The following is a 21,722-nucleotide window of genomic DNA, read 5'->3' as shown; positions in this document are numbered from 1 at the left end:
CGGAGAGCAGGAGCGGCATTAAAAAAAGCCCCTCATGAAAGAGGGGCTCTTAATCATTACGGTCCCGCAGCTTACTTTGTACTCACCTTCGGGCAATTTTTTCGAATAACATAAGTGCGGCGTCTGTCCGGTTTCATCTTTCCAATCGAACCAATTTACATCATAAAGGTTCCCGGCCTCATTGTTGTTTTCTTCTTTTCGAAGAATCGCAAAGTAGCTTTGATACGGATAGCCTTTTTTATAAATGTCATGCCTGATGGCTCCTTTTTCTGAAGCAGACGTGAAGACGACAGGAGAAAGAACGGGGAGCGCTGTTAAAAGAAGTGCCACTGCCGCTGAAAGAGTTAGTATAAGGTAGATTTTCTTTTTCATTTTTCCTCTCATTCCTTTTATTTAGTTGTTAGAAATAGTAAGCAGAACACAGAGGCTGCTGCAGAGGATTAAAAACTTATAAAGGTATGGAGCCAAGGGGCTCGCACCCCTGATCTCTACACTGCCAGTGTGGAAATGATAGGGGTTGCTGACGAATCTTTCTGATAAAAAATCTTCTGTTTGGCGAAAAATGAACAAGTTGGTCCCCAAATAGGATTGTAAATGAAAGTTAATTCCCCACTAGACCTGCCATCAAAACGCCCATCACAATCAATAATAATAGTAAAAGTAAACAAAGTGCCAGGATAACAAAAGAAATATTCTTTGCGATTCCTTTAGGCGATTTGATTGCCAGAATACTCCCCGCGACAATTCCTAGCATTCCAAGCGCCCAATGAATATGAGGCAGAAAGCACAATGTGAATAAAAGAATGATAAGCGACACGATCCCAAAATACTTTCTCATTTCTCTCCTTTCTATTTTCCCTCCATTAAATTGATAAATTGAAAAGAAAATTGAACTTATAAATATTGAGTGCCATATTTTTTAAATATTAGCATAGATTTATCGTTCGAGCTGATGGCGACCGATACATACGCAAAGTTATCTGCGCAGTTCATTACGGGACCACCTACGGAAGGATTTCGTGTGAGGGACTTAAAGGGGGATACATGGCTTATTGTATTTGATTCTTTTTTATCCGTTGAGACTTATGAAGTTGGGGGATGATCAAATGACTGATTTTGAACGAAAAGTTATTATATGTCCCGCTTTGGGAAAAATCCCTCCATGGAACAATTGAAAAGAAAAACCAGGTGGATGTTTTGAAACTAATGAAGAAACTAAAAAAGCCTTTTCCGAAGAAAAGGCTTTATACGTTCAAGTTTGAAAACGATCAGAAGCTACTTTGATTGTATCCTGTGCTTGTTTTTCTACCGAGTTCATACCCAATCCACATACTAAAGTCAATGTCAGACCCAGGACGATGAAGATGCTCTTTTTAAAATTCATACAGGCACTCTCCTTCTTAGGTTTGATTACGATCAGATGAAACTTGATATGATCCATCAAATGAAACAGCCGAGGCCGTTAGACCAACCCCTGACATTAAAACGACAGCCGATACAATGATAAATACGCCTTTTCTAAAATTCATACAGGCATTCCCCCCTCTGAATTTGTTTTTGCGTTTGAATCATTTTTTGATGATAAACATAAGATTTGTCATATTGTTTTGACTCTGCATAAACAGCAGCCGTATCAAGAGCAATATCTTCCACATACGAATAGTTTTTATTTTTCTCAAGGTAATCAATTGTTTTTTTGATTCGCATTTGGTCTATTGCATTAATATATAAAGCATCCAAATATTTTTGCAGAGATTCAAACAGCTTATCCCCGTGATGTATCGCTGATGAAAGTCCCTTTTTGCTGATTTGAATCGCCTCATTTGTTTTCCCTTGTTTAAATAGAAGCTTTGCGTATGTAAACAAGGAATGCGGGAGGTTACCCAATTTATACTTTTCAGATATCTCCGCTGCTTTTTTTAAGTAGATTTCAGCTTTACTGTATTCTTCTAGGTCTCCGTAATTCTTTCCTATGTTGTAATAAGCAGAACTGAGCAGCCTTTCATTATTATTTAGTTGTTTCGACAACTCTAAAGCTTTTTCTAAATGCGGCAAACTTTTTTCAAAGCGTTTAAAGTCAACATAATTCCCCGATATGACGAATAGACATTGAATTTTCCGGACTTTATACAACTCATACTGATCGTAAATATCGAGCGCTTGCTTTACGTGATGCATGGAGACGTGGCTTTGTTTCATACCATAATATGCTTCAGCCAGTTTAAAATGAAACTCCGCTCTCTCAATTTCATCATGCACATGAATGAGTTGTTTTTCAGCCTCTCTATAAAAGCCGATCGCCTTTACATACTGCTTTTGATCAAATTCATACATGCCGCGGAAAAATAAAGAGTAATAGCACAGCAGTCCGGAAATTCCTTTATTTGATGCTTCGATTTTTTCCAGCAGCTCGTCAATTGTCGGTCTCACGCGGGTAGTCACCGGTTCTAAATAATCCAGCATGAGCTGATGGCGGAATTTCATGAGGGTGTAGTAAATCAGTAGATACTCGTCTTCTTCCATCTCATTTATTTCTTGCTCGACTTCCGCTTTCAAAATCTCCGCATCCGGAACACTGAACTGACGTATCATTTTGTACCATTCATTAATTTTAACGCCTACCTCTGATGATGGTAAAACCAGAACTCACAAGGCCACTCCTCCTTTTATATAATATTCTAATATTTCCAAATTATGTTTGGATAAAAAAACCGCAATTTGTTTGCGGTCTGCCAGATTACTTATTTTCACATAACTGTTGGAAACGGCCATTCCGTTTGCGATAATAAAACTAATGTATGGGGAATATAATTGGGAGGATTAAGGATGTGTCATTTTAAAATGCGCCTTACTTTATCACTCAAATGTTTTAAGCTCATGAAAATGTGTACTTTGGAATTGGTTTATAAGTAGACTCTCTACAAGTCTACTTTATTTTTTTCTCATAAATAAACGAGGTGAAAATCAATGGATGGTATAAAATTTTTAGAAGATATGACACGACTCGGAGTAATCATTTTGGTCTTCTCCGGCTATGCTGTTTACTGGAAATTAGGTAAAACAAAAAGAGAGCGAGGGCTTACAAAATTTGAAGCTTGTCTTAGGTTCTCTGTGATGTTCGGTATATTAGCTTGGGGGTTTTCGACTCTTGCTTTGAGTTTATGGTCATAATCCTTTTTGTCAATATTCGACTTATCCTGTCTAAACAGATTAAAACCAGATAAATGTACCCTAATTCGGAAAACCACCTAGACTCTCCTTATAGAAGCCGGTGAAAATATGAACGCCATTCAGAAACGCACCGGTCATGCAAGCCGAAGACATGTAACCGAAAAACTTGAAAATGAGACAGCTCAATATTTTGAACCATTCAATCTTAATTTGAAGGCGAGGCTTTTTTGGGGCTGTTGGCTCTGTTCCTGACAAATAAAAAAACCCTTATAGAATAAGGGTTTAAAGGTATGGAGCCAAGGGGGCTCGAACCCCTGACCTCTACGCTGCCAGCGTAGCGCTCTCCCAGCTGAGCTATGGCCCCGTGCGGTAACGTCATGTTTTATTATAGACGAGTTTCCTTCGAATTTCAAGCCGAAAATTCAGTTTGCTTACATTTTTCTGAGACGTTTTTCAAACATAGAAAAGACCCTCCGGGGGCCTCTTCGTTTACCGCACGAGCATGATTAAAATGATGCCGAGGATGACACGGTAAATGGCGAACGGGACAAGCTTAATCCGATTAATAAGCCGAAGAAAAAATTTGACAACTAAGAGAGCGACGACAAAGGCGCAGATAAAACCGACAAGAAAAAACGGAATCATGTCAGGAGAAAGACTGCTCCAGTATTTCACCAGCTTCAGAAGGCTTGCACCCGCCATAATCGGAATGGCCATGATAAATGTAAAGTCTGCGGCTGCCCGGTGATTTAAGCCGAGAATGACACCTCCGGCAATCGTTGAGCCTGATCGGGAAAAGCCGGGCCACAAGGCGAGACATTGGAATAAACCGACACAGAAAGCCTGTTTGTAGGTGATTCTGTCTACCGTATTGATCGTATCTTTTCTTTTATTGATCCAGTCCGCAATCAGCATAAGCACGGCTCCGGCAATCAGTCCGTAAGCGACCGTTCTGACGGAGAATAGATAACGGTCAATGAAATCCTCAAATAAAAAGCCGAGCACTGCGGCCGGAACAAGACCGACAGCGATTTGCGCGATGGTCAGCCTGTATCCTTTCTGCTGGTCGCGCGTCACGTTTTTTTTGAGGCCGAGTAAATTTAATATCCGATCCTTAAACACAATGGCCACCGCCAGGATCGAACCGAGCTGGATCACCACTTTGAAGGAATTGGCGGCTTCAGGATTCATCAGGCTTCCGGATTTCAGCCAGATGTCATCCGCTATGATCATATGTCCCGTGGAAGAAACCGGCGCGTATTCCGTCAGCCCTTCCACGATTCCCAAAACGGCTGCTGTGAACATCTCCCATAGTGTCATCCTACTCTTCCCTTCATTTATCATTTACAAAAGAGAAGCTCTCCTCTGAAGGAAAGCCTGTCTTATAATAAATATCATGTCGGTTCCGATTTTATGACTTCGATACGGCATCATTTTTTTCTTCTTCATATAAATGCGAGCGCATTTTGAACCAATCAAACAGATGGGTCGTGACCACTTTGATGACCGCGTAGCCCGGGATGGCTAAAATAATGCCGACAACCCCGAACAGCTTTCCGGCGGTTAAAAGAACAAAAATGATAGTAATCGGGTGAATGTGAAGATTTTTCCCCATGATCTGCGGAGAAATTAATTTTCCTTCCACGAGCTGGACAACGGTCCATACAATCGCAAGCTTCAGCAGCATAAGAGGCGAAGTGACCAAAGCGATAATAATCGCCGGCGTGATGGCAATGGTCGGTCCTAAATACGGAACAACGCTCGTACAAGCGGCAATGACCGCAAGCAGCGACGCATAATCAAGTCCGATAATCAGATAGCCAATAAATAATAAAAACCCGATGCAGAAGCTGACGATGACCTGTCCTCTGATATAGGAGCTTAATCTGTGGTTCATTTCGCTCAGCATCGTATACGTTTGTTCTTTCAGACGGGTGGGCACAAATTTCAAGATATAGATTGGCAGTTTTTTGCCGTCCTTCAGCAAATAGAACAGAATAAACGGCACGGTCACAATCGAAATAATCACTTCCGTCAGCGCACCGATAAAATTCCCGACTCCGGTAAATGTGCTGTTTGCAATTGTCGCCGCCTGCGCCGATACTTTATTGGCAAGATCGGAAATGTTGATATTCATCGTCTTTTGCGCCTGATTTACAAAATCGCTTCCGATCAGGCTTTTCGTCTGATCTTCAACGATGTCCACATATTTCGGCAGATTGTCGATCAAACTCATGATCTGTTCCTTTAAAAACGGAATAATAGAAACGATCGTAATCGTAATCAGCCCTATAATAACAAGGTAAAGGAGCAGGATGGAATAGACCCTTTTCACTCTTATTTTTTCCAATATATCTACGATCGGATTAAGCAGATAATAAACAATTCCTGTCAAAATAACGGGGAGCGCAATCGTTTTGAGCAGGACGATAATGGGTGTGAAAATAAAAGATGTCTTCATAAAGACAAGGATATTGAGACCGATGAGCAGCAATACAAGTAAAAACAAGACAAATTTATTGTCTAAGAAAAACTGTTTAAATCTGCCGCCCCATGTTTGCAATGTTTCCACTATTGTTCCTCCATCATATGTATTTTACTTAAATTGTACACTATCGTTCCTGTAATGAAAAATAATAACCGGTCTCTATGGGAATTTTTCCTATACTTTTGGCGGACAGTCTTTTTTCCATTTATGTTTCTTTGAAAAAAAGCTATAATGTAAGCCAATACATAGAAGGAGCGATAGCAATGATTCGATTTGCAACAGTCGGAACGAATTGGATTACAGAACGATTTCTGGAGGCGGCTTCTGCTATTGATGATTTTCAATTAACGGCGGTTTATTCCAGAACTGAGGAACGCGCGGCGGAATTCGCCGGCAAACACGGCGCTGCTCATTATTTCACCAGCCTGAGAGAAATGGCGGAAAGCGAAGCCTATGATGCGGTGTATCTCGCCAGCCCGAATGCATTTCACAAAGAGCAGGCGATCCTTTTTATGGAACACGGCAAGCATGTGCTGTGCGAAAAACCGTTTGCGTCTAACGCAAGGGAAACGGAAGACATGATTCACGCAGCCAAATCAAACGGCGTTCTCTTGATGGAAGCCATGAAAACGACGTTTTTGCCGAACTTCAGCATGCTTCAACACCACTTACATAAAATCGGACCGATCAGGAGATTCACGGCAAGCTACTGCCAATATTCATCACGATATGATGCATATAAAAACGGAACGGTGCTTAATGCGTTTAAGCCTGAATTGTCGAACGGTTCGTTAATGGACATCGGCGTATACTGCATTTATCCGGCCGTCGTCCTGTTCGGCAAACCGAAAAACGTCATTGCGACCGGTCACAAACTAGCATCCGGCGTTGACGGCGAAGGCACGGTTATTTTGTCATACGACGGGTTTGAAGCGGTGCTGATGCATTCAAAAATTTCAAATTCGTTTGCCCCTGCGGAAATACAGGGTGAAGACGGCACAATCGTGCTGGACAGCATTCACGGGCCGGAGCGGGCGGAAATCCGCTATCGTGACGGACGGATGGAGGACATTTCCGTTCCTGATCTGAAACCGGCGATGTATTATGAAACGGCTGAATTCATCAGCCTTCTTCGGAACGGACAGCAGGAGTCTTCCGAAAATACCTTTGAACGTTCTTTCATTACGGCAAGCATTATGGAAGAAGCGAGAAAACAAATCGGAATTGTCTTTCCCGCCGATCAAAACTAAAAACATCCGCCCGGGTTTCGGGCGGATGTTTTTTATTTGGACGCTAACAAGTCAGCGAACGCTTTTGCATACTGCGGAAGGTCGGGCGGGCGGCGGCTTGATACAATGTGGCCGTCAGTTACGACAGCTTCATCCAGCCACTGTGCCCCGGCATTTGTCATGTCGTCTTTGATGCCGGGCGTGCTCGTTACTTTTTTTCCTGCGAGAATTCCGGCAGATATGAGCACCCAGCCAGCGTGGCAGATCTGGCCGATCGGCTTTTTCTGCTCGTTCATCGTACGGATGATGTCCAAAACTTCCGGATATCTTCTCAGTTTGTCAGGAGCCCAGCCGCCAGGCACGAGCACGGCATCATACTCCTGAATAATCAGGCTCTTAAAATCGTAATCCGCCGTCGCGGGCACGCCGTATTTTCCTTTGTATGAACGGCCGGCTTCTTCTCCTATTAAATGGACGATCGCGCCTTCCTCCCTCATCCGGTAGACGGGATACCAAAGCTCTAAGTCTTCAAAGTCGTCACTGACAAGCGCTATGACTTTCTTGCCTTCTAATCTCATCACTGCCACTCCCTTCTTTTTTTCAAGTGTATCGCTTTTTTCAGCTGAGGAAAAGAAACAGCTCGTTACAGCTGTTCTTCGTCTTCAGACTGAATCGTAAATTTCCGTGTGACCTGCTGCAGTTCTTCGGCCATGTGCGCAAGCGTTTCAGCAGAGGAACTGATTTCTTCCATGGAAGCCAGCTGCTCTTCGGCTGACGCGGCGATGTCTTGAATGCCGGCGGACCCTTCTTTGGCGACTGAGGTAATGTGCTCCACCGCGTTTGTCACGTTTTGCGACCCGGCCGCAAGCTGCTCAAGCGTTCCGTTCATATGCTGCAAAGCGCCTGAAATCTGAGTCGTCATTTCCGAGATTTTTTTGAAGCTTTCGGCCGTTTGGTCCGTAATATCAAGGCCTTCTTTCACGTCTTGATTCACCGCTTGGAATACAGAAAGCGATGTGGCGATTTCTTTGACGATTTCCTGAATCAGCGTTTCGATTTCTTTCGCTGAGTCGGCTGATTGGACGGCAAGCTTTCTCACTTCTTCCGCAACGACGGAGAAACCGCGCCCGTATTCGCCGGCTCTGGCTGCTTCGATAGCCGCGTTTAGAGCAAGCAGGTTTGTTTGATCGGCAATGCCGTTAATGACGTTCAGAATGCTCTTAATGTCGTGCGACTTCGTTTCCAGTCCTTTTACGACGGCTTCCGCCTGCTGTACGGAACGATCAATTGTTTTCATCTGGCCGACCGTTTTCGCCACTAATTTTTCTCCGCTTCCGGCCGTATCAGAAGTTTGAATGGCCGATTCAGTGATTTCCGCCGATACATTCGCCGTCTCGGCAATGCCCGTATTCATTTGGGACAGGTGATCAGCACTTTCTTCCAATTTCTCGCTTTGTGATTCGTTTCCGTTTGAGAATTGTTCAATCGCCAGTGTGATATGCTCGGTCGCCTTGCTTGTCTGTCCGGCAGATGCCGTCAGCTCTTCGGATGAAGAAGCGACATGTTCGACGGATGATTGAATGACGCCGATGACAGACCGGAGTGATGCCGACATCTCATTGAAGCTTTGGCTGAGCTGACCGAATTCATTTTTCGACCTGATGTTAATCACTTCGGTTAAATCGCCGTCGCTGATTTTAGCTGATGTCGAGACAAGTTTTTTGAGCGGTTTTGAAATCGAGCGAATGATAAAGAAGATTAAAATCCCGCCGACGATAAGAGAAATCGCAAGAATGATCAGCGCCATTTTCATGACAGGCGCGGCTGCGTCATGTATCTCACTGACAAAGAATGTGCCGGCGATTTTCCAGCCCGTCAGTTTATTTGTCGTGAAGGCCATTTTCTTTTGCTGTCCTTCAAACATGTATTCAAACGATCCGCTTGATTTCGAAAATACTTCTTTCGTCCAGTCTCCGGAGCCTTCCGTTCCCGCTTTGATGGTCGGATGGGCGATGTATTTTTTATCTCCCGTTGTAATGAAAGCAAATCCTTTGTGACCGATCTGTACGCGCTGAGAGGCATTTAGCAGGTCGCCCAGATTAATATCCAGCGCTACAACGCCTGAGCCGTCTTTTGTCTGCTGGGCAATCGTAACGACCGTTTGTCCGGTTGCAGCGTCCTTATAAGGCTCTGTAAACACTGGCTGTCCGCTTTTTTCAACCGCTTTTGTATACCACTCGCGTGTGAGCGGATTGAAACCGGACGGCACGTCAGCGGACGGATATTTCACAAACGCTTTGTCGGCGGACGCGGCATAAATTGATGTGACATCGTCATTTACAGTGACATACTGCTTCATATTTTCAAGCAGGTCGGATTTATTTTTTTTGTTCATTTTTTCCTTTGTGATTGATTCACTGTAATAGTCAAGTCCTTTCAGCTTGCCTTCGAGCATGTTTTCCAGCACGCTGTTCAGTTCGCTGACATTTCCTTGCGCGCTGTGGGTCAGTTCGTTTTCTAATGTACTTCCCGCCGTTTGGTAGCTGAAATAGGCAAGTATGCCGACCGGAAGCACCAATACGGCTAAAAATGCCGCGATAAGCGGCTTGCTGATGGATGGCTGTTTGATCCAATGTATCAGTTGTTTCATTTTTTCAGTCTCCTTCTTTGAAAAGCTAAATCTATTATCGACAGCTAGGACAAAAGATTTATTAAAAAAACTAAAAAAAACACCCAAACAGCACATTTGGGTGTTCTATGGACTATTATTCTATTTTAAATTGTTTCGTCATATCACGTAATTCTTCCGCCATCTGGGATAACGTTTCTGAAGACGAACTGATTTCTTCCATGGAAGCCAGCTGTTCTTCGGCGGATGCCGCGATATCCTGAATGCTGGCTGAACTTTCTTTTGCGATGGACGCGATTTGCTCGGAAGCACCTGAAATCTGCTGCGAACCGGCTGTCAGCTGTTCTACCGTGGCATTCATGTTTTGAATTTCTCCGGCGATCTGGTTGGTCATTTCCGAAATCCGCCTGAAGCTCGTTTCGGTCTGATTCGTAATATCCAGCCCGCTCTCCACCTCTTTGTTGACGGATTGGAACATGCCGAGAGATGTATTGATTTCGTTGACGATTTCTATAATTAAGCTTTCGATTTCTTTCGCTGAATCAGCAGACTGCACCGCAAGTTTTCTCACTTCTTCTGCGACGACGGAGAAGCCCCGGCCGTATTCACCGGCACGCGCGGCTTCAATTGCCGCGTTCAGCGCAAGCAGATTTGTCTGATCGGCGATTCCGTTAATGACACGGAGAATGTTTGTAATGTCTTTTGATTTTGTTTCAAGCCCGCGCACCACTTGTTCAGCTTCTTTCACTGACCGGTCAATGACGTTCATTTGACCGACTGTCTGATGAACGAGCTTTCCGCCTGAATTGGCGACTTCCGCTGATGTGACGGAGGATTCAGTAATGACAGCAGATGCTTTCGCCATATCTTTGAGCCCGCTGTTCATTTGGTAAATATGTTCCGCGGCGCTTTCAATTTTTTCACTCTGGCTTTCATTTCCGTTAGAAAATTGTTCGATTGCCAGTGTGATATGTTCGGTTGCCTTGCTTGTCTGCTCCGCTGAAGCCGTCAGCTCCTCTGAGGAAGACGCGACGTTATTCACGGAATCCTGAATGGCATGGATGAGAGACCTGAGTGAAGCTGCCATATTGTTAAAGCTTTTGCCAAGCTCGCCTAATTCGTCTTTTGACTGGATCTCGATCGTTTCGGTTAAATCGCCTTCACTGATCTGTTTCGACGATCTCACAAGCTGCTTGAGCGGTTTTGTGATTGAACGGATAATCAGCACCATGACGATGGTTCCGATGACAATTGCTAACACCAGAACAAGCAGGGACAGATGAAGGATCGGCAGCGCCGCTTCATGAATTTCGTCCAGATACATCGTTCCGCTGATTTTCCAGCCTGTCAGCTCGTTCGTATCATAAGCCATTTTCTTTTCCTGGCCGTCATATTTGTATTGAAAATCACCTTTTTTGCTGCCGTACAGCTGTTCAGCCCAATCTCCGTCTAATGCTGTGCCTGACGTGCGGTTCGGGTGAACGACCACTTTTTTGTCTTTCGTCAGGATGAAAGCGTAGCCGGATTTTCCGAGTTTTACTTTCTTTGTCGTTTTCAGAAGTTCTTCGATTTTCATATTGATGGCGACGACCCCTGAGCCGTCTTTCGTCTGCTGAACGATCGTCACGACCATCGTATTGGTGGAAGCTGTGCGGTAAGGATCTGTTACAACAACTTTCCCCTTGTTTTCCACGGCTTTTTTATACCAGTCCCTTTCAAGCGGATTATATCCTTTAGGCATCTGCAGATCGGGATACCGTGTGAAATGGCCTTCCGTGTCACTCGTATAGATGGATTCCACATCTTTATTGATTTTCATGTACTCTGTGAATTTATCGGTAATTTGCGATTGGTTTTTCGGCTTGTACCGATCCTTGGTGAGCCAATCGCTGAAATATGCCGTTCCGTCTTCCTTCTGGCTGATGCTGGTATTGATCATATCATTAATCTGCTGCACATTATCTAATGCGCTTCCCATCATCTGCTTGTCAAGCGTGCTTACCGCCGATTGATATGCGATAAAAGCCAGCGTTGAAATCGGCAGAATAAGAATGGCCAAAAAAGAAATGAGCAGTTTTCTTGTAAGCGATCTCTGCTTGATGATTTGCATGATTTTTTTCATCTGCTATATCTCCTCTTACGTGTTTACCCTTCATATCGGCGATTATGGGTAAATATACATATCCAAAAAGAAGAAATATAACAAAACATACTTTTTACCTATTGCAAAAGTAGTCTTTTAGACTTAATTAAAAACTTATTTTAAAGCGTTTTGTCAGCTCGCGTAATTCTTCCGCCATTTTTTCCAGCGTGACGGCGGATGAGCTGATCTCTTCCATAGAGGCGAGCTGCTCTTCAGCAGAAGCCGCAATGTCCTGAATGCCGGCCGCGCTTTGTCTGGAGACAGCCGCGATATCCTCTGAAGCGTTCGATACTTCCTGAGATCCGGCGGAGAGCTGTTCTACGGTTGCATTCATATTTTGCAGTTCACCGGCAATCTGATTTGTTTTGACGGAAATGTCCCGGAAGCTTTTTTCCGTTTCGTCCGTCAGCTGAAGTCCGCTTTTCACCTCGTGATTGACGGATTCCAGCATTCCGAGCGATGTATGGATTTCTTTAACGATTTCATGGATTAAGGTTTCGATTTCTTTTGCTGAATCGGCTGATTGGACGGCAAGCTTTCTCACTTCTTCGGCAACGACTGAAAAACCGCGTCCGTATTCTCCCGCTCTTGCCGCTTCAATGGCTGCGTTTAAAGCGAGAAGATTCGTTTGATCGGCTATGCCGTTAATGACGCGCAAAATGCTGGTGATGTCCTGCGATTTGTGCTCAAGCCCTTTTACGACTTGTTCCGCTTTACTTACGGATTGATCAATGGTGTCCATCTGGCCTGCTGTTTTCTTAACAAGCCGCTCTCCGGCACCGGATATCTCCGCCGATTCAATAGAAGTTTCCGTCACAACGGCTGCCGCTTCCGCCAGATCGCTGAGCCCGTCTTTCATCTCATTCACTTGGGCTGTCGCTTTTTCAATGCTCTCACTTTGGTCTTCCGTGCCATTAGAAAACTGTTCAATCGCAAGGGTGATATGTTCCGTTGCTTTGCTCGTCTGCTCGGCGGAAGCCGTCAGCTCCTCTGAGGAGGAAGCGACATGTTCAACAGAGTCCTGAATTCCCTGAATAAGCGTCCGGAGTGAATCTGTCATATGATTAAAACTTTTACTGAGCACGCCAAGCTCATCTTGAGAGCTGACTTGAATGGTTTCCGTCAGATCTCCGCTTCTGATTTTTTCCGCTGACGCTGCGAGACGTTTTAACGGTTTTGTTATAGAGCGGATGACAAAATAAATGAAAACCATTCCTGCGGCTACCGCTATGGCCAAAATGATAATGGCTGTGATCAGAACCGGTCTTGCCGCATCTTTGATTTCATCAACGGACATGGTTCCGCTGATCTTCCAGCCTGTCGCCTCGTTGGTGACATACGCCATTTTTTTCGCTTTTCCGCTCATCGTATATTCAAAATCGCCTTTTTCCCCGCTGTATAATGTATCAACCCATTTTCCCGATACCGCCGCGCCGGATTTTTCATTGCTGTAGGCAACGGCTTTTTTATTTTTGCTGAGGATAAAGGCGTATCCTTCTTTTCCGATATTGACTTCTTTTGTCATCGTAATGAGATCGTCGATTTTAATATCAATGGCGACGACACCTGAGCCGTCCTGAGCCGCACGGGCCATGGTGACGACCATCTTTTTGTTTGAAATGGACTGGTAAGGGTCCGTGATGATGGTTTGGCCTTTATTCTCCATGGCTTCTTGGTACCAGTTTCTCTCAAGCGGATTGAAATCGGCCGGCATATCGGCATGAGGATAACGTGTAAACGTGCCATCCTTGCTGCTTGAAAATACGGCGGCAGCTTTATCATTGCTTTCTATGAACTGCTTGAATCTGTCTTTCATTTCCGTTTGGTTTTTTTCTTTAAATTTTGCGCTTGTCGCCCATTCGCTGAAATATGCTGAGCTTTTTGTAAACGTCCCGATCCGGTCATCAATCATATTGTTTAAGATTTGCACATTCCCTTCGGCGCTTTCCATCATTTGATTTTCAACGGATGAGGCAGCCGAACGATAGGCGCTGGCAGCCAGCACTGCTACCGGAATGATTAAGATCAGTAAAAATGAAATGATGAGTTTTCTGGCTATTGATTTTTTTGCGATGTTTTTTGCTGTTTTTTTCAATTTTGTAAACCTCTTTCAATCATTTACTGTTTATATCGGCATTCTCCCTTTTTATTACATTGAAAATTTAGTCATAAATGAAAAATAGTTCTATGTGCTCTTTTTAAGATAAGACTTTTTATTTAATTTTCCCGATGAAGCCATAAAAAAAGACGCCTTCCATCCGGAAAGCGTCCTTTTTTACTAGTTGATTTTAAATTGTTTCGTTAATTCCCGCAGTTCTTCGGCCATTTGCGCCAAAGTGTCGGCGGATGTGCTGATTTCTTCCATAGATGCAAGCTGTTCTTCTGCGGATGCGGCAATATCCTGAATGCTTGCTGCGCTTTCCCGTGAAACGTCCGCAATATCGGTTACCGCGGCTGAGACGTGCTGAGAGCTGTCTGACAGCTGTTCAACCGTGCCGTTCATGGATTGCAGCTTCTCGGCGATGTCATTTGTCATGCCGAAGATATTCTGGAAGCTTTCTTTCGTTCGGTCCGTCACCGCAAGTCCTGATTGCACTTCTTCATTAACGGATGTAAACATGTGAAGCGACGTATTAATTTCAGACGTGATTTCCTGAATGAGTTTTTCAATCTCTTTTGCAGAACCGGCGGATTGGACGGCAAGCTTTCTCACTTCTTCCGCTACTACTGAGAAGCCCCTCCCGTATTCACCGGCTCTTGCCGCTTCAATGGCTGCATTTAATGCAAGCAGGTTTGTCTGATCGGCAATGCCGTTGATGACTCTTAAAATATGAGCGATGTCTTTTGATTTGGCCTCAAGACCTTTTACAACAGCTTCCGCCTGCTGGACGGATTGATTGATGAGATTCATCTGCCCGACGGTTTGCTGCACATATTCTTCCCCGGTGCCGGCAGCTTCTTTCGATTGTTTAGATGCTTCCGTAATGGATGATGATGTGCGGGAAACGGCGGCGAGCCCGTCATTTATATGATTCAGCTTGGCTGAGCTTGAATCGACTTTTTCACTCTGCTCTTCGTTCCCGTTTGAAAACTGCTCAATCGCCATCGTAATATGCTCTGTCGCTTTGCTTGTCTGCGAAGCTGAAGCAGTCAGCTCTTCTGATGACGCAGCCACGTTGTCGACCGAGCTTTGGATCGCGCTGATCAGTCCGCGCAGAGATTCTCCCATTTCATTAAAGCTTGCGCCCAGTTCGCCCAATTCATCTTTCGAGCGGATCTCAATGGTTTCAGTCAAGTCTCCGCCGCTGATTTGTTTAGACGAGCGGACAAGACGTTTCAGCGGTGATGTAATGGATCTGACAATAAACAGAATTAAAATTCCCCCGATGATAATGGATGCTGCAAGGACGATCATTCCCATCGTCAGCACCGGTTGTGAGGCGTCTTTAATTTCGTTGAGCTCCATGCTCCCCTCTATTTTCCACCCGGTCAGTTTATTTGTCGTAAATGCCATTTTTTTATTTTCATCATCAAGCTTGTATGAAATAATTCCGCTGTCTTTGCTGTATACCTCGTTCAGCCACGGGGTTGAGACTTTATCGCCCGGTTTGTGGTCTTTATGCGCGACATAGGTTTTATTTTTAGATGTGATAAACACGAAGCCTTTTTGCCCGATTTTGATTCCCTGCATCTGTTTCAGCAGCTGGTCAATCGCAATATCCATGGCCACTACGCCTGTTCCGTCCTGCATCTGCTTTGCCACGGTGACGACCATGCTGCCGTCGCTTGCCGCAGTGTAAGGATCGGTGACAACGAGCGTGCCGCCGGCCTTTACAGCGTCTTTATACCATGTGCGTGTTCTCGGATCGTAATCAGCCGGAGTATTTTCCTTCGGCGCCTGTGTGTAGCTGCCGTCTTCCGTTCCTCCGTAAATGCGGGCTACGTCCTTATGAATAGACGTGTATTGCCCGAACTTTTCTTCAAGAGCAGACATGTTTTTCTTTGAGAATGATGACCCTTTTAAGGTTTCACTGAAAAATTCAATCGCCTTTGCTTTTGCGCCGATATCATTTGTAATGGTTGTGTTAAAAGATTCGATGTTGTTTTTCGCGTTGCCTGAAATCTGATCATCCAGCGAATTGCTCGCCGTATGGTATGAACTGAATTCTAGCACGAGAATCGGTATGATTAAGATCACGATAAATGAAATGATTAATTTACGTGAAATCGATGCCTTTGTGCACCAATTAATGAATTTTTTCATATTAAGCTGCTCCCTCATGTGTGATACCTTATATATCGGCTCAGACTTCACATTTTGTTAACATTTCCTCCTTTTTTATGACTTGATTTTCATTTCCCAAGCTTCCTGCATATCTTATAAAAAAAGATAGGGGGGGCGCGCAGATGATTATCATTTCCGGCCAAGTGCTTCGGCCCCAGGACATTGCGAACTGGCAGACGGAAGAAAGCCTTGTTCCGTATCTAAATGAACTGACCCATTCTCCCGTACAATTTGATTACGGATCGATTGCTGAACTGATGTTTGAAGCCCGGGTGCGGCGCCATATTGTGGAAGCCGCAAGGGAACTGCACGGATCAGGTGCAAAATTTGCAACTTTCGCCAAAACATACGGAAATACGGCTTATTGGAGACTGACGCCGGAAGGAGCCCTGGAGCTGAAGTACAGAATTCCCGCTTCAAAAGCGATTCGGGATATTGTTGAAAACGGGGCGTTTTATGCATTTGAATGCGCGACGGCCATTGTCGTGATTTATTATCTGGCCGTTTTAAAGACCATTGGTGAAGAACGGTTTGACCGCCTTTTCCGGGATATTACTTTGTATGACTGGCACTATGAGCATCTGCCGATCTACACGGAAACCGGCAGCCACTTTTTAAGGGGAGATTGTTTATATTTTAAAAACCCTGATTTTAATCCTGCAAAGGCCCAGTGGCGGGGAGAAAATGTCATTGTGATGGGGAATGACCAATATTTCGCCCACGGTCTCGGGATTCTGACCGCTGAACAGATTATCCAGAAATTGAATTCTTTAAGAAAAAGAGATGCCGTGCAGTCGGCTTATCTGCTTTCTCAGGCGACAAGGCTTGATGCGCCCGCGCTATATCGGATGATGCATTAAAACAATCCCATCGTCTGTCAATGTGACGATGGGATGTGAAATGCTTTTCTTTTTCGGTAAAAAGCCGTCGTGCCGAGCGCTTGATTTGCCGCCCATTCAAACTTCTCTAAATCATGGCTGGTGACGGCTCTGTCCCGTCTGCTCCATTTAATGGCCCGGACAAAGTAATACCCTTTAATCGGCGCCATGGTGACTTTGGAATGCGGAAAATCTTCAAAGACAAATTCAATATTTCCTCTTTTTTTATAGGACATTTGAAGAATCTTCATCTTCCATCACCTCACAGCATCTTGATTATGATCGGCACAAGCGGTCCAAAACGGCTTTCACATCTGTCGGCCCTTCAAGCTTCGCGGCGGACTGGCCCGCCCATAAAGACATATACTCCGCATCTCCTGATTGAGCCGCATGCCCGCGCATCGGCTTTGTGAGCGTATTATGCAGCGGATAAGGCAGCGTTTTTCCCTCGTCAGCTTCATATGTTTTCATGAACTGATTCACGATTCCGCGCGCCTGTTTTCCCGAAAACAAGGTGGTCAGCCGTGTGTCGGCTCCTTTTGATTCGGCAATGGCTTTTTGATATGCCGGTGAAGCGCTGCTTTCTTCACAAAGGAGAAACGGCGTGCCGACTTGAACGCCGTCCGCACCCAAACATCGGGCTGCCTGCACCCCGCGGCGGTCAAAAATGCCGCCTGCCGCAATGACCGGGATATTCAGCGCATCTTTAGCCTGCGGAATGAGCGCCATAAGACCGAGAGCCGGTTCTCCTTTAACCGGCAGAAACGATCCGCGATGTCCCCCGGCTTCTATTCCTTGTAGGATAACGGCGTCCATTCCCCGCTCTTCAAAAGCCTTCGCTTCCTCCGGCGTTGTCGCCGTGCCGAACAGGAAGCAGCCGTTTTTCTTCAGCTTTTCCGCCGTTTCTTCCGGCGGCAGGCCGAAGGTGAATGAGCACGCTTTGACCCCGTAACGGATCAGAAGCTCCGCTTTTTCTTCAAAATCGTTCCACTCTTCTTTCAGATCGGAGAACGGCTTGGCATCTTTTGCCCTCGGGATGCGCGCTTTCCATTGTTCAACCAGTTCCTCCTCAGGCATCTGCCTTTCTTCCGGGACGAACAGATTCACTTGAAAGGAGCAGCCGGTCAGGTCTTTCATCTCGATAAGCTGTTTTTCAAGCGCCGGCGGGCTGACGTATCCTGAAGCGAGGCTTCCGAGCGCCCCTTCATTTGATACCGCCGCAGCCAGGCGCGGCGTGACAAGCCCTCCGGCCATCGGAGCCTGAATGACTGGCTTTGTTAATGATAATGCGTCCATCCACTCACTCATTTGCGGCTGCCTCCGTTTCAGCGTGGATTTTGATATAACATGTTCTGTTTCGCGGACCGTCAAATTCGCAAAAATAAATGCCCTGCCACGTTCCGAGGATCAGGCGCCCGCCTTCTATGATGACATGCTGGGATGCGCCCGTTGTACTCGCCTTCATATGTGCCGCCGTATTTCCCTCCATATGCCGGTCCAGTTCGTGCTCCCACGGATACACTTCGTCAAACCTGCGGAGCATATCCCTTTTCACATCTGGGTCGGCATTTTCATTGATGGTAATGCCGGCGGTGGTATGGGGACAGTATATGAGCGCCAAACCGTTTTTCACGCCTGTTTCGCGGAGAAACGCTTCGGCTTCATGTGTGATGTCGATCATTTCATCCCGTCTGTTTGTTTGAATCTGCAATTGTTTCAGCATATGAATGCCTCCTCTCTTTTTCTCTTCCTTTCCCATATTCGTTTCTGTATTTGTCTTTTCCTGTCGGATCGCGATGATAAACGCAGATCATAAAAAACTTCAGCCCCAAAACTGAAGTTTTTCACCATATATATACGCGGGCCTCATAAGGCTTTAAAAGGAAGGATGTCACATGCCGATGCGGCGGCGTTTCCATGTTTGCGAGCACGAGCGCATCGGCGTCAAGCGGATAACCGGGATGCCTGTATAATGCGGGAGTTTTAGTCAGATTGGTGATGATCAGGGCGGTTTCCGTTCCGTTTTTTCTTAAGTAGGCATAAATCTGCCGGTCTTTTGGAAGCAGCAATTCATAAGTTCCGCTGATCAATACGTCATGTTCTTTCCTGAGGGCGATCAGCCGTTTGTAGAAATGGTATACGGAAGTTTCATCCTTCATTTGCGATGCAGCGTTCAGCCATGTGTGATTCGGATTCACCCCGAGCCACGGAGAAACTTCAGAAAACCCGCCGTTCGCCGTCCCGTTCCATTGCATCGGTGTCCGTGAATTATCCCGGCCCTTCTTCCAGATCGTCTTCATCACTTTTTCATGCGGAACGCCGCGGGACGTCTCTTTTTCATACAGCTGTTTGATTGTGACGTCGTCGTAATCTTCAATGGATGGGAACGAAACATTGGTCATGCCGAGCTCCTGTCCCTGGTAAATAAACGGCGTGCCTTTCATCAGCATATACATCGCGGCAAGTGCCTTAGCGCTTTCTGTCAAAAACCGTTCGTCACCCCATACCGAAACGGATCGGGGCTGGTCGTGATTTTCCATAAATAACGCATTCCAGCCCTTTCCTTCAAGGCTGTTCTGCCAGTCGGACAAAATGCGCTTAAGCGCCGGGATGCAAATGCCTTGATCATCATCCGTATCCCAAAGGCCGAGGTGTTCAAATTGAAAAATCATATGGAAGACGCCGTTTTCTTCACCGGCCCAATCAGCTGCCTCCCAAGCCGTCACCCCGTTCGCCTCGCCGACCGTCATGATCGGATAATGTGAAAATGTTTCACGCTTCAGCTCTTTTAAGAGATCCACGATGCCTTCTGTATTCATATGATACGGGAAGGACGGGACATACGGGAGACCGTCCGGATTCGGCATGTCAGGGAGCCCTTCTTTTTTCTTGATGTGAGAAATGGCATCCACCCGGAAGCCGTCAATGCCTTTATCAAGCCACCAGCGGATCATCTTATAAACGGACTGCCTCATCGTTTCGTTTTCCCAATTTAAATCAGGCTGTTTTTTATCAAACAGGTGAAGGTAATACTGGTTTGTCTTTTGATCATATTCCCACGCCGATCCGCCGAAAATGCTTTCCCAATTGTTCGGCTCTTTGCCGTTTTTTCCGTCTCTCCAGATATACCAGTCCCGTTTTTCGGAATCTTTCGCTGAGCGCGATTCGATAAACCAAGGATGTTCATCACTCGTATGGTTGACGACGAGGTCTATAATCAGCTTCATGCCGAGCGCATGGATATCCGCGAGGAACCGGTCAAAATCCTCCATCGTCCCGAATTCTTCGGCAATTTGTTTGTAATTTCGAATATCGTAGCCGTTGTCGGCGCCCGGCGAGTCAAAAACGGGGCAAAGCCAGATCACATCAGCCCCCAACTCTTTTATGTAATGAAGCTTTGCTCTGATGCCGTTCATGTCGCCGATTCCGTCCCCGTTCGAATCCATAAAGCTGCGGGGATAAATTTGATAGACGGACGCCGTTTTCCACCAATCCGTTTTCATACCGTCCACTCCTTTCTTTACAGCATATGAAGAAGCGGGATGAAGAAGCATTTTTTTTCGCAAAAAAAGCCTCATTGCAAAAGCAGGAGGCTCAGAAATCTGTTTTTTTAATTTCAACAAAGCGGATATGATGGTCTTCTGCTTCAAGCACCTTGAATTCGCACCCTTCAGCATGAAACACATCACCGTTTTTCAGCTCCATTTTTTGTGTGAGGAGCCAGCCCGCAATCGTGTCTATGTCTTCATTTTCGATCGCGATATCAAGAAGATCATTCACCTCTTCTATCAGCGCTTTTCCGTCCATCACATAATGATGCTCGCCTTTTTTGACGATGTGGGGCATTTCATCCTGGTCATATTCATCACGGATTTCGCCGACGATTTCCTCCAATATGTCTTCGACAGTCACAAGTCCCGCCGTACCGCCGTATTCGTCCACAAGAATCGCCATATGAATCCGCTCCTTCTGCATGCGGATCAACAGCTCTTGAACAGGGATGCTTTCAATGACTCTGATGACCGGACGCATAATTTCTTTTAATTCGATGGAACGGCCGAGAAAATACGCTTTAAATAAATCCTTGTTGTTAATAATGCCGAGAATGTGGTCTTTGTCTTCTTTAATGACCGGGTATCGCGTATACCGCTCGTTAATGATCAGATGAATGGCTTCATCAACTGACTGCTCGAGCGAGATGGCGGCGATTTCGGTGCGCGGCACCATGATTTCTCTGGCGACACGGTTATCGAATTCAAATATTTTGTTGACGTAACGGAATTCGGATTGATTGATTTGACCTTTTTTATAGCTTTCAGACAAAATCAGCCGCAATTCCTCTTCACTGACCACGACTTCATGTTCTTTCACCGAATGAAATCCGAACAGCTTGACCAAAAATCCGGCTGAGCCGTTTAACAGCTTGATAAACGGATACATCACTTTATAAAAGAGGATGAGCGGTTTTGCCGTCCACAGACTGACGGCTTCAGCTTTTTGAATGGATATCGTTTTCGGCGCAAGCTCCCCGATGACGACGTGCAGATACGTGACGGCGATAAACGCCGCAATAAACGTGACGACGTGCGTAATGGGTGACGGCATTCCGATCAGACTGAAAACAGGATGAAGAAGCCGCTGAATCGTCGGTTCCCCGAGCCAGCCGAGTCCGAGCGCCGTAATCGTAATGCCGAGCTGGCACGCTGATAAATACTCGTCGAGATTTGTAATCACCCTGTGCGCCGCAAGCGCCCGGCTGTCTCCGGTTTCAACCAGCTCCGCAATTTTTGAACCGCGGATTTTGACAATCGCAAATTCCGCAGCGACAAAGATGGCCGTTAATCCGATTAACAGCAAAATGAGAATCAGTTTTAATATAAGCAAAAAAACCCCTACCGC

General features: G+C 45.6%; 17 protein-coding genes and 1 tRNA gene. 3 read left to right on the top strand and 15 right to left on the bottom strand.

The genetic code is table 11. The features are described from left to right. Positions 1-18 precede the first annotated feature (18 nt). Both ACH32G_RS09710 and ACH32G_RS09705 read right to left on the bottom strand, forming a co-directional pair. On the bottom strand, positions 19-372 hold the full coding sequence (locus ACH32G_RS09710; protein ID WP_448814265.1) for a hypothetical protein: 354 nt from the start codon (positions 370-372) through the stop codon (positions 19-21). Between the two features lie 1,146 nt (positions 373-1,518). Next, on the bottom strand, positions 1,519-2,643 hold the full coding sequence (locus ACH32G_RS09705; protein ID WP_448814291.1) for a response regulator aspartate phosphatase: 1,125 nt from the start codon (positions 2,641-2,643) through the stop codon (positions 1,519-1,521). A gap of 324 nt (positions 2,644-2,967) precedes the next feature. Here ACH32G_RS09705 and ACH32G_RS09700 point away from each other — a divergent pair, with 324 nt between their 5' ends. Next, complete coding sequence (locus tag ACH32G_RS09700; protein WP_327814405.1) at positions 2,968-3,171, top strand: hypothetical protein; 204 nt, start codon at positions 2,968-2,970, stop codon at positions 3,169-3,171. 291 nt (positions 3,172-3,462) lie between these two features. Here ACH32G_RS09700 and ACH32G_RS09695 read toward each other — a convergent pair. The 3 genes from ACH32G_RS09695 to ACH32G_RS09685 all read right to left on the bottom strand — a co-directional run bounded on the left by ACH32G_RS09695 (position 3,463) and on the right by ACH32G_RS09685 (position 5,743). After that, positions 3,463-3,535 (bottom strand) — tRNA-Ala (locus tag ACH32G_RS09695). A gap of 125 nt (positions 3,536-3,660) precedes the next feature. Next, positions 3,661-4,491: an undecaprenyl-diphosphate phosphatase gene (locus ACH32G_RS09690; RefSeq protein WP_047477030.1), complete on the bottom strand. Its 831-nt coding sequence runs from the start codon at positions 4,489-4,491 to the stop codon at positions 3,661-3,663. Positions 4,492-4,582: 91 nt separating this feature from the next. Next, entirely contained in the window at positions 4,583-5,743 is a 1,161-nt protein-coding gene (locus tag ACH32G_RS09685; protein WP_095241429.1) for an AI-2E family transporter, read from the bottom strand. 179 nt (positions 5,744-5,922) lie between these two features. Between ACH32G_RS09685 and ACH32G_RS09680 the strand changes: the two genes are divergently transcribed. Then, positions 5,923-6,909 (top strand): Gfo/Idh/MocA family protein, encoded by a 987-nt coding sequence (locus ACH32G_RS09680; RefSeq protein WP_016938164.1) that lies wholly within the window; start codon positions 5,923-5,925, stop codon positions 6,907-6,909. A 32-nt stretch (positions 6,910-6,941) separates the two neighbouring features. Here the strand turns inward: ACH32G_RS09680 and ACH32G_RS09675 are convergent, their stop codons facing one another. From ACH32G_RS09675 to tlpB (ACH32G_RS09655), 5 genes are all read right to left on the bottom strand, one after another. Continuing rightward, positions 6,942-7,466 carry a type 1 glutamine amidotransferase domain-containing protein gene (locus ACH32G_RS09675; RefSeq protein WP_016938163.1) on the bottom strand — a complete coding sequence of 175 codons (525 nt, stop codon included), beginning with the start codon at positions 7,464-7,466 and terminating at the stop codon, positions 6,942-6,944. A 65-nt stretch (positions 7,467-7,531) separates the two neighbouring features. Then, on the bottom strand, positions 7,532-9,538 hold the full coding sequence (gene tlpB, locus ACH32G_RS09670; RefSeq protein WP_448814264.1) for a methyl-accepting chemotaxis protein TlpB: 2,007 nt from the start codon (positions 9,536-9,538) through the stop codon (positions 7,532-7,534). A 115-nt stretch (positions 9,539-9,653) separates the two neighbouring features. Then, positions 9,654-11,639, bottom strand: a complete 1,986-nt coding sequence (tlpB, locus tag ACH32G_RS09665) for a methyl-accepting chemotaxis protein TlpB (protein ID WP_448814263.1) — start codon at positions 11,637-11,639, stop codon at positions 9,654-9,656. A 127-nt stretch (positions 11,640-11,766) separates the two neighbouring features. Then, the gene (tlpB, locus tag ACH32G_RS09660; protein WP_448814262.1) at positions 11,767-13,755 is read right to left on the bottom strand and encodes a methyl-accepting chemotaxis protein TlpB; all 1,989 of its coding nucleotides are present in this window, start codon (positions 13,753-13,755) and stop codon (positions 11,767-11,769) included. A 183-nt stretch (positions 13,756-13,938) separates the two neighbouring features. After that, positions 13,939-15,924, bottom strand: coding sequence for a methyl-accepting chemotaxis protein TlpB (gene tlpB / locus ACH32G_RS09655; protein ID WP_448814261.1), 1,986 nt, complete (start codon positions 15,922-15,924; stop codon positions 13,939-13,941). Positions 15,925-16,067: 143 nt separating this feature from the next. Here tlpB (ACH32G_RS09655) and ACH32G_RS09650 point away from each other — a divergent pair, with 143 nt between their 5' ends. Then, the gene (locus ACH32G_RS09650; RefSeq protein ID WP_047477019.1) at positions 16,068-16,805 is read left to right on the top strand and encodes a protein-glutamine gamma-glutamyltransferase; all 738 of its coding nucleotides are present in this window, start codon (positions 16,068-16,070) and stop codon (positions 16,803-16,805) included. Between the two features lie 17 nt (positions 16,806-16,822). On the opposite strand, the gene ACH32G_RS09645 is transcribed toward ACH32G_RS09650, so the two are convergent. The 5 genes from ACH32G_RS09645 to ACH32G_RS09625 form a co-directional block, all read right to left on the bottom strand. After that, positions 16,823-17,074, bottom strand: coding sequence for a hypothetical protein (locus ACH32G_RS09645; RefSeq protein WP_016938157.1), 252 nt, complete (start codon positions 17,072-17,074; stop codon positions 16,823-16,825). A gap of 25 nt (positions 17,075-17,099) precedes the next feature. Then, the gene (locus ACH32G_RS09640; protein ID WP_188154523.1) at positions 17,100-18,131 is read right to left on the bottom strand and encodes an NAD(P)H-dependent flavin oxidoreductase; all 1,032 of its coding nucleotides are present in this window, start codon (positions 18,129-18,131) and stop codon (positions 17,100-17,102) included. Continuing rightward, positions 18,124-18,546, bottom strand: a complete 423-nt coding sequence (locus tag ACH32G_RS09635) for a secondary thiamine-phosphate synthase enzyme YjbQ (RefSeq protein ID WP_095241426.1) — start codon at positions 18,544-18,546, stop codon at positions 18,124-18,126. The genes ACH32G_RS09640 and ACH32G_RS09635 overlap by 8 nt, the downstream gene beginning before the upstream one ends. A gap of 121 nt (positions 18,547-18,667) precedes the next feature. Then, the gene (locus ACH32G_RS09630) at positions 18,668-20,326 is read right to left on the bottom strand and encodes a glycoside hydrolase family 13 protein (RefSeq protein ID WP_448814260.1); all 1,659 of its coding nucleotides are present in this window, start codon (positions 20,324-20,326) and stop codon (positions 18,668-18,670) included. A gap of 91 nt (positions 20,327-20,417) precedes the next feature. Beyond that, positions 20,418-21,707 carry a hemolysin family protein gene (locus ACH32G_RS09625; protein ID WP_016938153.1) on the bottom strand — a complete coding sequence of 430 codons (1,290 nt, stop codon included), beginning with the start codon at positions 21,705-21,707 and terminating at the stop codon, positions 20,418-20,420. Between the last annotated feature and the right edge of the window lie 15 nt (positions 21,708-21,722).

Source organism: Bacillus sp. CIS52 (assembly GCF_053545315.1).
The sequence above is the reverse complement of the archived record's forward strand: the minus strand, read 5'-3'. Positions and strand labels throughout refer to the sequence as shown.

Coding starts and splice junctions, on each gene's coding strand:
- ACH32G_RS09700 (WP_327814405.1), top strand. CDS start 2,968: ATGGATGGTATAAAATTTTTAGAAGATATGACACGACTCGGAGTAATC.
- ACH32G_RS09690 (WP_047477030.1), bottom strand. CDS start 4,491: ATGACACTATGGGAGATGTTCACAGCAGCCGTTTTGGGAATCGTGGAA.
- ACH32G_RS09645 (WP_016938157.1), bottom strand. CDS start 17,074: ATGAAGATTCTTCAAATGTCCTATAAAAAAAGAGGAAATATTGAATTT.
- ACH32G_RS09630 (WP_448814260.1), bottom strand. CDS start 20,326: ATGAAAACGGATTGGTGGAAAACGGCGTCCGTCTATCAAATTTATCCC.
- ACH32G_RS09680 (WP_016938164.1), top strand. CDS start 5,923: ATGATTCGATTTGCAACAGTCGGAACGAATTGGATTACAGAACGATTT.
- tlpB (WP_448814263.1), bottom strand. CDS start 11,639: ATGAAAAAAATCATGCAAATCATCAAGCAGAGATCGCTTACAAGAAAA.
- ACH32G_RS09640 (WP_188154523.1), bottom strand. CDS start 18,131: ATGAGTGAGTGGATGGACGCATTATCATTAACAAAGCCAGTCATTCAG.
- ACH32G_RS09675 (WP_016938163.1), bottom strand. CDS start 7,466: ATGAGATTAGAAGGCAAGAAAGTCATAGCGCTTGTCAGTGACGACTTT.
- ACH32G_RS09650 (WP_047477019.1), top strand. CDS start 16,068: ATGATTATCATTTCCGGCCAAGTGCTTCGGCCCCAGGACATTGCGAAC.
- ACH32G_RS09710 (WP_448814265.1), bottom strand. CDS start 372: ATGAAAAAGAAAATCTACCTTATACTAACTCTTTCAGCGGCAGTGGCA.
- tlpB (WP_448814261.1), bottom strand. CDS start 15,924: ATGAAAAAATTCATTAATTGGTGCACAAAGGCATCGATTTCACGTAAA.
- tlpB (WP_448814264.1), bottom strand. CDS start 9,538: ATGAAACAACTGATACATTGGATCAAACAGCCATCCATCAGCAAGCCG.
- ACH32G_RS09635 (WP_095241426.1), bottom strand. CDS start 18,546: ATGCTGAAACAATTGCAGATTCAAACAAACAGACGGGATGAAATGATC.